The sequence below is a fragment of the Streptomyces sp. NPDC056231 genome (assembly GCF_048270745.1).
Taxonomy (GTDB): Bacteria; Actinomycetota; Actinomycetes; order Streptomycetales; family Streptomycetaceae; genus Streptomyces.
Genome location: NZ_JBLVKW010000150.1, coordinates 1 through 9,231, shown reverse-complemented (window position 1 = coordinate 9,231; position 9,231 = coordinate 1). Strand labels below are relative to the sequence as shown.

Below are 9,231 nucleotides of genomic sequence, written 5' to 3'. Positions count from 1 at the left end.
CGGATCGTGAGTTTGGGGTATCTCTACCTTGCAGAGAGTGCGGCCGGTGCTCTGACCTCGATGCTTTGAAGCGGATGGCAGCGCATCGGGGGCGCTGAGCTTATCGCGCAGGACTCTCACGGACGGACGCCGGGCCGACCGGTCGGCCCAGGTAACGACTGCTGTGGTGCACGGACCTGCGGATTCGTGATCGATGGCCTATTCGTCGCCGTCCATGAGGACGCCGGGTGTGATGCCGGGCAGCTGGCCGTCGGTATCGGCCAGGTCGGCGAGGACGCGGTGGTGGCGTTGCCAGTCCAGTGGCCAGGGGCAGTTCCAGTCCGGGTCGATCGCGGTGAGCTGCGCCGCCCGCTCCGGGTCCTGTGCTGCCCACTTCAATCCGAGGTCGACGAGGGGCCTTGCCCCCGGAATCCTGCTGATGCCTCTACGCCGCTGCGCCTCCGAGGATCCTCAGTGAGTACCTCTCGTATGCGCGGTGCAGAACCATCCTCACCGGGCCCGAGACCAACACTCCACTGACAACGTACTCCTTTTCGATTCCCGTCTTGGCCACCTGCTTCTCGTACAGGGAGTCGGTCTCCTTCTTCGCCCGGTCGAGCCACGAGGACGCCTTGTCATGGTCGATTCCGGCGACGTCGAGACCTGTGCAGGAAGCCAGGAACTCGAAATCGCCTGGTTCCTTCGTACCCGCGCGGCACAGCAGGGAGGACATGTTCTTGTGATCGGTGTAGCCGGCCGACACGGTCATCCCGTTCTTGCCGCGCCCGTGAACGTACGTCCTCATTTTCCCGTCGGGCATCTCCTGCTCGACGGGCTTTTCGAGGCGGAGCTTCCAGTCCTTCGCCAGTCCGGTGAGGAAATCGTTCCCGGTGTATCCCGTGGCCATCGTCCTGCCCGGGCTAAGCGTGGCCCGTTTGTCGCTGGTCACCGCATGCTTGGGCAGATCGGAGGCCTGCGGCAGGGTCTGTGTTGCGGACGGCTCGGGACGAGGTGCCACTGTCCTCGGCGCTTGTGGCGATGCCACGCCGGGGCTGTCCTGGCCACAGGAGGCGGTTCCCACCGCGCCGGCGACGAGAGTCATCAGTACGACGGGAACGCGGAGGGCGGCCCGTGTCCCGAGCCACTGTCCACCCGAACGCGCCCTCTGGATCTGGGGTATCACCGAGAGCCCACTCCTGCCGGGAACTTGAAGCCGTCCTGGACGACAGCCGCCGGCATTCCGGGTACGGCCATGATTCTCTTGCGTACTTCTCTCATGTGCACACGCTCTCCGAGGGTGATGTCTGCCGATGCGGAAGCGACTTGCTATGGAAACCAGCACCGCACGCTACACGGCCCACTCCACCCCGCGCTTGCGTAGTGCGTCGAGTTGTTCGGCGGTGAGCTTGTCCCGCCTGGACTTGGTGTTGCTGTACCAGATGCCGAGCTTGGTCTCGGTCCCGTCGGGCAACGAGGAGGTCCGGTCCGGCGGCCGGTTCGAGGGCGGTCATGGCCCCGGATCATGTCAGGAAACAGTGGTCTGAGGTTGTTGAACCTTCCGGGTTTTTGAAGGGGTTTCTGAAGGCCCTGCGGGGTCTGGGGGACCCTTCGAGGCGATCTTCAGAAAACGATCGTTTATTGACGCCTACCCTCACATGCGATGGCCTCGACGTGCGGGCTGTGTCGGTGGTGAGGGCTAAGGTGCGCTGTCGTGGACGCTGATGATCTTGACTACCGGGCCCGAACGCTGACGGGCTGCATTCCTCCGGGGCTGGTGGCGCGGCTTCTCGAACTCGGTCATGAGCGGGAAGTGGAGTTCCAGGCCGGCCGCGGGGAGTGGTTCTGCGCGCTGGAGTGGGCCCGGCTGCTCGGGCATCGGGGCCAGCGCGAGCAGGCGTTGGAGGTGCTCGCTCCGTACGTCGCCACGAACTGGTGGCCGGCGGCCCAAGCCCGGGCGGAGTTGCTGGAGGGCTGGGGCCGGGTGGAGGAGGCGATCGCGCTGTCCCGCCCGTACGCGGAGGCCGGTGACCGGCTGGCGCTGGTCTTCTTCGCGCGCCTGCTGGCCCGCCACGGCCGCAGCGGCGAGGCGTTCATGTTGCTGCGCGCCGGGATCCAGGACTGGTTCCTCGCCGAGTGCCTGGTCGGCGTCGCCGAAACGGCGGGCATGGACGAGGAAGCGGCGGCCCTGTTGGAGGCCCGGGTGGAAGCGGCGGTCCCTGCCTGTGACGACCCGGACTGCGACAACCTCCGGATGGAACCGTTCAACGCAGTCGGCCTGCTCGCCACGCTCAGGGAACGCCAGGGCCGGATCGAGGAGGCGATCGCCCTGCTGCACACCCGCGAGGTCACCTCCGTCAACGGCCGTGACCAGCTGGCCGACCTGCTGGCCAGACACGACCGGATCACGGAACTGCGTGCGTACGCGGCGTCCGAGTACCGCGGGCACGCCGTGCAGCGCCTTGCCGAAGTGCTGGAGGAACGCGGCGACGTGGAAGGCGCGATCGCCGCCTACCGCACGTTCGGTGCCACGCCGTCCGGCATGTGGCATGTGGCTGTACCGCTGTCCGAGCTCCTGGTCCGGCACGGACGGAGCGACGAGGCGATCGAGGCGCTGCGCGCGTTCACCGAACACGACGCGGAGGACTGGCTCGTCGACACTCTTTGCACCCTGTACGCCGACCACGGCCGGTCCCGAGAGGGCCTGGCCCACCTCGATGCCATCAAGGCGCGAAGCGACGGCAAGGAGTACTGGGACCTCTTCCAGATGCGGCTTCCGCTCATGGCCGACTGCGGCCTGCTCGACGAAGCGATCGAGCAGACGCGGGCGCACCCCGAGGGCGACACCTGGTACGCGGCCTGGGCCTTGTCCGACATGCTTGACAAAGCCGGCCGCACCGAAGAAGCCGACGCAGTCCTCGCACAGCACCCGGCAGTCAACAGCTCTCTTCGTGCCGAGCGCCTTATCGACCTCGGCCGCATCCAAGACGCTGTACGACTCCTCCAGCAGCCGATAAGCAAACCGACCACACCCGCCTGGGACGGCACCTACTCCACCGAACCACCGTTCTGACAGCTCGGGCTGGTACGCGCCACGTCTCCACCGTACGTCGCGGGCCGGTTCAGTCGTTGCCCTCGTCGTCTTCGACAGCGTCCGGGCCCCGGAGAGGGCGCAGTCCCTGGCCGGGGCCGCTGGCCTTGATGTTGAACAGGTAGCGGCCCAGGAAGTTGATGTGCCGGTCCTTGAGCGGGGAGAGGCGGGCGACGTCCTCGTCCTTGATGTCGTGGCCCTCGGCGCGGAGCTGGGCGACGGCGGCGTCCAGGTAGCGGGTGTTCCACAGGACGACGGCGTTGAGGACCAGGCCGAGGGCGGCGAGCTGGTCCTCCTGGCCCTCGCGGTACGCCTGGCGGATCTGGCTGCGGCCGCCGTGGCAGATCGCGCGGGCCAGGCGGTGGCGGGACTCCTGCACGGTGACGGCCTTGGGGACCAATCGCGCAGCGGATGGCGCTAAGCCCTGCCTCCGCAGGTCACGGGCTTCTGGCGTCGGTCCTCATAGGGCGGTATGAGCGCACTCCCTTGCTGTAGCAGTACAAGAGCAACGCGATCAGGCTTGCGGGAGCGTACGCCGTCCCTCCCCGCCCGTCGCCACGGTAGCTGTCCTCGAACGCCGAAAGGTCAAGCTCTTCGACGACGTCGAGCACTTTCCAGCACAGGTGCTCGGGCGGCAGCCACTCCCGCACATCCTGCGGCATCTCGAGATCACGTTCACGGTCACACGACAAGAAGTTCCGCCCCATCAGCCAAGATTCCGATGCCTTCGGGATCTTCGGAAGCGAACAACGAATCGCTCTTGACCTTCACCGGGCAGGAGCCGTGCGACAGCCTCCCACCCGTCCCACCGCCGTGCCTAAACCCACCCGGCCCGGGCCCGGCCGCCCGGCTCGAAAAACCGCAGGCCAGCCCCACGGCACGAACCCGGGAAGACCGTGAAACGAGCCGAAACCCTCACCGAACACTTCCGCCTGAAACAGCAGCGAGGTTAAAGATCAAGCTCAGTGCTTGAAGGCGTCCTTCGTCTTCTCCTTTGCCTGACGCATGTCACCCTTTGCCTTTTCGGCGCGACCCTTGGTCGTCAAACCCTCGTTACCTACCGTGCGGCCAGCGGCCTCCTTCACCTTGCCCTTGGCCTGTTCCACTTTGGCCTTGGCCTTCTCATCCTTGGCCACGACACTCACATCCCGCTTCTTCGAACTCGATGGATATTTCATTTATTTTCGGGCAGACCCTGCGCCCGGTGGTTTTGGCACGTCGCACGGTCGTCTTGGCACGAGAGTCATCGCTCAATGCCGGTCCTGTTTGCCACCAGTCTCGCGCGAATCGTGTCAGTCGCATCTTGAGAGGCTCTGCCTCGTGCTGTGGAGGTGGGCCGCTATGGGATCCGCGGTTGCCGGTCACTGGCTTCAGCGCCGAACACTCAGCGGCCCCGCATGCGGCAGATACTTGATGTGCCGTGACGAGGGCGCGGCCGTTGTGTCCTTCTACTGCGTGGCAGGTTCGGCCGGTATTCCGGATTGACCCGAGAGTATGCCTGGCGCAGGAAGGTTGTGCAGGTGACGTCGGTCGACCCCCCGATCATGCCGGACCGCTCCTCCGGGCTGTCCTGGGCCTCCAGGACCTCCACGCTCCAGCCCGCGTCGGCCAGGAGGTTCGCTGCGACCAGCCCATTGGGGCCCGCCCCGATCACTACAGCGTCCGGCATGACTTGCTCCCGGCTCGGTGGGTGCCGCCGCGCCCGGTGGCGCGGCTGTGTCCAGGTCTCGGTGCCGGTTCAGGCCCTGCGCGGTCGCGGCTGCTCGGGAGTGGTGCGGGCCGGGCTTTCGGCCCCCTCGCACAGCCGGGCGAGACGGCCGAGCATCGCGCGGTGCCGCATTTGCTGCACCGCGTCCAGGAGCCCGTTGTGCAGGGCGCCCCCCGCACCGCGCAAAGGGTGCTCGTCGAAGATAAGCAGTGTGTGCTCGCCCCAGGGCCGCAGTTCCATCGCGATCCTCGCGGTCCCCAGCGGCCCGCTGTCCGCCTCCAGTTCAAGGACGGCGGTCGGTTCGCTGCGGCGCACGACGGTCCGGTTGCGCAGGGTCAGCGGCCCGATCTTGATCTCGTAGCGGAGGGCCGCCCCCAGATCGGGCCACCTTCCTTCGTCCAGCTCGACCTGTGAGGTGCCGACTACCCAGTCCCCGTACTGTTCGGCGTCCAACAGGCCCCCCCAGACGTCCTCGGGGGGCTTGCTGATCAACCGATGCCGTACGGCCATGCGTCCCTCCGCCGTTCGAAGTGTCGCGTCCCTCGCTGCGGGTTCCCACGCTAGCGGTGGTTTGTTGACGGCGGGTCAGGACCGTAGTAGGCCGGTAGCAGAGGAACGTCGCCTCGCCGCCTGGGGGCTTGTGATGACCCGTCGTCTGCCGTGTCCGCCCGCACCGGGCCCGCTGGAAGCTTACGCCGCACGCTTCGATGACCTGTTCTCCACACTGGCACAGCGCCGTGGGTTCCGCGAGTACCTGACCGGGCTGCTGCTGCCGCGGGACCGGAACAAGACGCTGACCTGCCTGGCCGGCACGGAGCCGGTGGTCGGCGCCCAGCACCCCTCGGTGCAACGGCTGCAGTTCTTCCTGTCGGAGTCGACGTGGGACCACGAGCGGGTCAACGCCCGCAGGGTGGAGTTGCTGCTGGCGGATCCCGCGACCGCGCCGCACGCGGGCGGGGTGTTGGTGATCGACGACTCTGGGGACCGCAAAGACGGGAAGGCGACGGCGCACATCGGCCGGCAGTGGCTGGGCCGGCTGGGCAAGACAGACAACGGCATCGTGACCGTGACCACCTGCTGGGCTGATGAGAACCTCTACTACCCGCTGCACGCTGTGCCCTACAGCCCCGCCCATCACTTCCCCAAGGGCAGGAGCGACCCCGGCTTCCGCACGAAGCTGCAGATCGCCGCCGAACTCGCCCGCACCGCGAACGCTACCGGGGTGGCCTTCCGAGCCGTGGCCGCCGACTGCGCCTACGGCGACCAGGACAGCTTCCGCAGACAACTCAGCGAGGCGGGGCTGCCGTTCGTGATGGCCCTCAAACCGAGCCACGGCACCTGGGCCTACGGCAAGGACGCCTACACCCCCGTCGACGCCGCCCGCGCCCTGACCTGGACAGACCCCGAGCATCCCGGCGACTGGACTGCCATCGAGCGGACCTTCCGCGACGGGCACACCGAGACCTGGTGGGCCGCCGACGCCCAACTCGGCTGGTGGGGACCCGACGGAAACGTCCGCCTGGTCGTAGCGACCTCAGACCCGACCACCCTGCCCGCGCAGGCCACCTGGTACCTGGCCACCGATCTGCCCCGACCCGGCGGTCTCCGGGAGGCCGACAGTCCCGAACCCGCCGCTGACCTGCACGAAGTCGTCCGGATCTACGGCATCCGGCACTGGATCGAGCAGAACTACAAGCAGGTCAAGGACGAACTCGGGTGGGCCGACTTCCAGGTCCGTTCCGACACCGCCATCCGTCGCCACCAGACGCTGGTCACCTGCGCGTTCTCGTTCTGTTGGGACGCCTGGTTCAGTCCGCCACCCGAGGTTTCGCCCGGCACAGCACCACCGGAGCCGCCCGAAGAGCCGGGCCGGCCCGAGAGGGGGACCAACCAGACCCCACCAGCCCCACACGGCTAGCTGGCCCAAGGCGATACGCGCCGTCCGGGCCTGGCTCGACCCCTGGACCAGCCTCCAACGATGCTGGCGAGCCTGGACGAATGCACCCCCACCACCCGAACTCCAAGCCCTGATCAACGCCGTCGGCGCAGGCCACCCGCTTGACCTCTACTCCCCGGCTTAACAAACCACCGCTAGTACCCCGACCGCAGCGTTGCGGGCTTTGCCGGCGTCAGCTGCCGAGAAGTCTGGCATGCACACCTCGGGGTCGCGGCCGACGCATGTCGAGGGAGCCTGTCCGGTGAGTAGCGGAGGGTTGTAGTCCCAGGTACTGGTCATCGTGTAGGCGGTGAACGTTCCGGCCAGAGCAACCGTAGCGGCGAGAGCGGCGCGAGCCGAAGCCGACCGCAGGGGCAGCCACAGGATAGCCACGCCGGCGGCCACACTGCCGGCGAAGAGGACATGAGGAACCAGTGAGATTCCGCTGGCGAGCTCCCCGAACATCAGGTAGTCGGGGTACTGGCCCGAGACGTGCCGCAGCCAGAAGGGTTCAGTGGAATAGGAGAAGGCGACCAGGACCCAGGTAGTGACGGCCAAGAGAGGTGCGGCCAGCAGCCGCGATACCCGCAGGCCGACGCCGAAGCCGATGACTGCGTGGGGGACACAGACCGCCATCGCCATCCCCAGAGGCCGCAGGCTTCCCAGTGTCGGCACGGTTCCAGCGGTCACAAGGGCGACGGCGGCCGGCAGACAGAGCATCAGCCACGCCAGCAGGACTACCGGAGCCAGAGCGTATGTGGCCACGCGGTAGCGGGAGCGGGCCGGAGCGAGGTCCCACACGCCAGACTGCCTCAGGGTGGCGCTGTCCCATGCGGCGAGACTGGAGGCAGCCGCGTAGGCGAAGGCGTATGCGGTCTGAAGCGACTGCGACACGACCGTGGGCGCATAGCCGTACACAGGCCCTCCCCGGACACTGCCGGAAAGGAAGAAGAACACAAGCGGTGCACCCAAAACGAAGGGAGCGGCCCACAAGGAACTGCTGGCTCGCAGCCGGGTCAGGGGATGCAAAACCTGTCCCCATTACGTGGAGTGCGGGGTACGCGTGGAGCCTGCCCTGGGCGGGCAGGCTCCACGCCTGGGTGAGGGCAGAGGTCAGTCAGCCTGCGTCGTGTCGTAGTACGAATTCCCGTACACGTACACGTTGTGGGCAGACCCGCCATCGATGCGATTGATCTGGAAGTACGTGTCTCCGTAGCCGATGCCGGTCCACTGGCCGTTGTTCCCGTAACTGCTGAAGCACTTGGTGAACGTTTTCTGACCCCAGCTGGTGTCCGGCCACGCGGTTAGGTCCCGGCGGAGTTCGATGTCGAGGCTGTCATTCGGGGCACCGGCGTTGGACTGGCAGTAGTCGAAGTAGACCTGAGAATAGGACTCGTCCACCCAACCGACGGGACAACCACCGGCCGATGAGTGAGGTCTGCATGCGGGGAACTACCGGGACGGGTCGGTGTTGTGCCGAGGCAGGCTTCAACTGTTTTCGCCGTGCGAGGTGGGTAACGTCGGCGCGTGGCGCGGACGAAGGCCGGTAGTGTCGGATCCGTGACGTACTCGCTGCTTCACCAGGTCCGAGCGGCTGCACCTGGCGATCAAGGGCTCCTGATCCTTGCAGACTCGGGTGCCGACGTGCGACGGGACGTGGTTGTGCCGCTGTCAGCTGCCCCCCGGGTGCGGCAGTTGCCCTTGTGGCCGGGGACCGATCGGGTCGATGTTGTCTTGAGGGTCCTCAGCGCGGATCCACGTGATGGGTGGAGTCCAAGGGAAGATCCACTTTATGTCCCCAGCGGGCGGGTGGTGCTCATGGACGGGGAAGGACGTCTGATCTGCGAGATCGTCCTCGACCCCGGCCTGTACTGGTGTGTGTCCCTCAACGGGATGCAGTTGTCCGGTGGTTCCGCCATGTCGTACGTGGTCCAGCCGACTGAACTGTACGAGATCCGGATGTGGCGTGTACCGGGACAGTTCTCTTCTCACGAGGAGGTGTTGGGAGACGCCCGTCCTCTTCAGTACGCCGCGGGGGCGCTGCTTGTCTCTCACGGTGAGTTTTGGCTGACGTGTGGTGAAGCAGAGGAAGAGCTGGTTCCGCCTTACGGTGACACGGTGGTGGCCGCCGCTGGTGTGGCCGGTGTGCCCACGTTGGTCCAGGACACACGTGTGGGCCTGGCCCTATCGCTGTGGGAGGGAGCGATCCCGACCGGTGCAGGGACTCCCCTCGGCGCATTTCATTTGTCCGCCACGACACAGCTGTTGCGCTGCAGCTCGGTCGACGGCCCGGCAGACGCCGTGCTGCGGCTGCCAACCCCCGGCTGTTTCGAAGGCCGGGTGTGGCGTCGCATCGAGCCAGGAGTGGACTTCCGGTGTGAGCGCTATGACGTGCGGATCGCCGCGCGCCGCCGGGGCTGACGGCGGGGCCTCCCCCCTGATCGTGGACATCTCGGAGGCTGGATCATGAGTGGTCCAGGGAGAAGAGGGGTCCCGAGTGGGGACATACAGGTATCCGGC

General features: G+C 66.9%; 10 protein-coding genes and 3 pseudogenes. 3 read left to right on the top strand and 10 right to left on the bottom strand.

All coding sequences use genetic code 11. The features are described 5' to 3' along the window. Nucleotides 1–198 precede the first annotated feature (198 nt). The 3 genes from ACNPQM_RS42960 to ACNPQM_RS42950 all read right to left on the bottom strand — a co-directional run bounded on the left by ACNPQM_RS42960 (nt 199) and on the right by ACNPQM_RS42950 (nt 1,450). The gene (locus tag ACNPQM_RS42960) at nt 199–378 is read right to left on the bottom strand and encodes a hypothetical protein (RefSeq protein WP_418088277.1); all 180 of its coding nucleotides are present in this window, start codon (nt 376–378) and stop codon (nt 199–201) included. Between the two features lie 46 nt (nt 379–424). Beyond that, a complete protein-coding gene (locus tag ACNPQM_RS42955) occupies nt 425–1,081 on the bottom strand; it encodes a hypothetical protein (protein WP_418088274.1) in 657 nt (218 codons plus the stop codon). A gap of 246 nt (nt 1,082–1,327) precedes the next feature. Then, on the bottom strand, nt 1,328–1,450 hold the full coding sequence (locus ACNPQM_RS42950) for a hypothetical protein (protein ID WP_418088276.1): 123 nt from the start codon (nt 1,448–1,450) through the stop codon (nt 1,328–1,330). A 240-nt stretch (nt 1,451–1,690) separates the two neighbouring features. Here ACNPQM_RS42950 and ACNPQM_RS42945 point away from each other — a divergent pair, with 240 nt between their 5' ends. Continuing rightward, the gene (locus tag ACNPQM_RS42945) at nt 1,691–3,049 is read left to right on the top strand and encodes a hypothetical protein (RefSeq protein ID WP_418088273.1); all 1,359 of its coding nucleotides are present in this window, start codon (nt 1,691–1,693) and stop codon (nt 3,047–3,049) included. Nucleotides 3,050–3,098: 49 nt separating this feature from the next. Here the strand turns inward: ACNPQM_RS42945 and ACNPQM_RS42940 are convergent. From ACNPQM_RS42940 to ACNPQM_RS42920, 5 genes and pseudogenes are all read right to left on the bottom strand, one after another. Next, nucleotides 3,099–3,470: pseudogene (locus ACNPQM_RS42940) on the bottom strand (Tn3 family transposase); the annotation flags it as partial. A 34-nt stretch (nt 3,471–3,504) separates the two neighbouring features. Further along, nucleotides 3,505–3,774 (bottom strand): hypothetical protein, encoded by a 270-nt coding sequence (locus ACNPQM_RS42935; protein WP_418088272.1) that lies wholly within the window; start codon nt 3,772–3,774, stop codon nt 3,505–3,507. Nucleotides 3,775–4,029: 255 nt separating this feature from the next. Beyond that, nucleotides 4,030–4,203 carry a CsbD family protein gene (locus tag ACNPQM_RS42930; protein WP_418088275.1) on the bottom strand — a complete coding sequence of 58 codons (174 nt, stop codon included), beginning with the start codon at nt 4,201–4,203 and terminating at the stop codon, nt 4,030–4,032. A 393-nt stretch (nt 4,204–4,596) separates the two neighbouring features. Then, nucleotides 4,597–4,736: pseudogene (locus tag ACNPQM_RS42925) on the bottom strand (FAD-dependent oxidoreductase); the annotation flags it as partial. Between the two features lie 69 nt (nt 4,737–4,805). Beyond that, a complete protein-coding gene (locus ACNPQM_RS42920; RefSeq protein WP_418088271.1) occupies nt 4,806–5,285 on the bottom strand; it encodes an SRPBCC family protein in 480 nt (159 codons plus the stop codon). A 133-nt stretch (nt 5,286–5,418) separates the two neighbouring features. Between ACNPQM_RS42920 and ACNPQM_RS42915 the strand changes: the two are divergent. Further along, a pseudogene (locus ACNPQM_RS42915) lies at nt 5,419–6,837 on the top strand (IS701 family transposase). A gap of 15 nt (nt 6,838–6,852) precedes the next feature. On the opposite strand, the gene ACNPQM_RS42910 reads toward ACNPQM_RS42915, so the two are convergent. After that, nucleotides 6,853–7,629, bottom strand: coding sequence for a hypothetical protein (locus ACNPQM_RS42910; protein WP_418088270.1), 777 nt, complete (start codon nt 7,627–7,629; stop codon nt 6,853–6,855). Between the two features lie 195 nt (nt 7,630–7,824). Beyond that, nucleotides 7,825–8,112, bottom strand: a complete 288-nt coding sequence (locus tag ACNPQM_RS42905; RefSeq protein ID WP_418088269.1) for a hypothetical protein — start codon at nt 8,110–8,112, stop codon at nt 7,825–7,827. 417 nt (nt 8,113–8,529) lie between these two features. On the opposite strand from ACNPQM_RS42905, the gene ACNPQM_RS42900 reads away from it, so the two are divergent. Continuing rightward, nucleotides 8,530–9,132, top strand: a complete 603-nt coding sequence (locus ACNPQM_RS42900; RefSeq protein ID WP_418088268.1) for a hypothetical protein — start codon at nt 8,530–8,532, stop codon at nt 9,130–9,132. Nucleotides 9,133–9,231: the final 99 nt, after the last annotated feature.

What these genes read in the sequence shown, in the direction of transcription:
- ACNPQM_RS42935 (WP_418088272.1), bottom strand. Translation starts at nt 3,774, where the DNA reads ATGGGGCGGAACTTCTTGTCGTGTGACCGTGAACGTGATCTCGAGATG.
- ACNPQM_RS42955 (WP_418088274.1), bottom strand. Translation starts at nt 1,081, where the DNA reads ATGACTCTCGTCGCCGGCGCGGTGGGAACCGCCTCCTGTGGCCAGGAC.
- ACNPQM_RS42900 (WP_418088268.1), top strand. Translation starts at nt 8,530, where the DNA reads ATGGACGGGGAAGGACGTCTGATCTGCGAGATCGTCCTCGACCCCGGC.
- ACNPQM_RS42920 (WP_418088271.1), bottom strand. Translation starts at nt 5,285, where the DNA reads ATGGCCGTACGGCATCGGTTGATCAGCAAGCCCCCCGAGGACGTCTGG.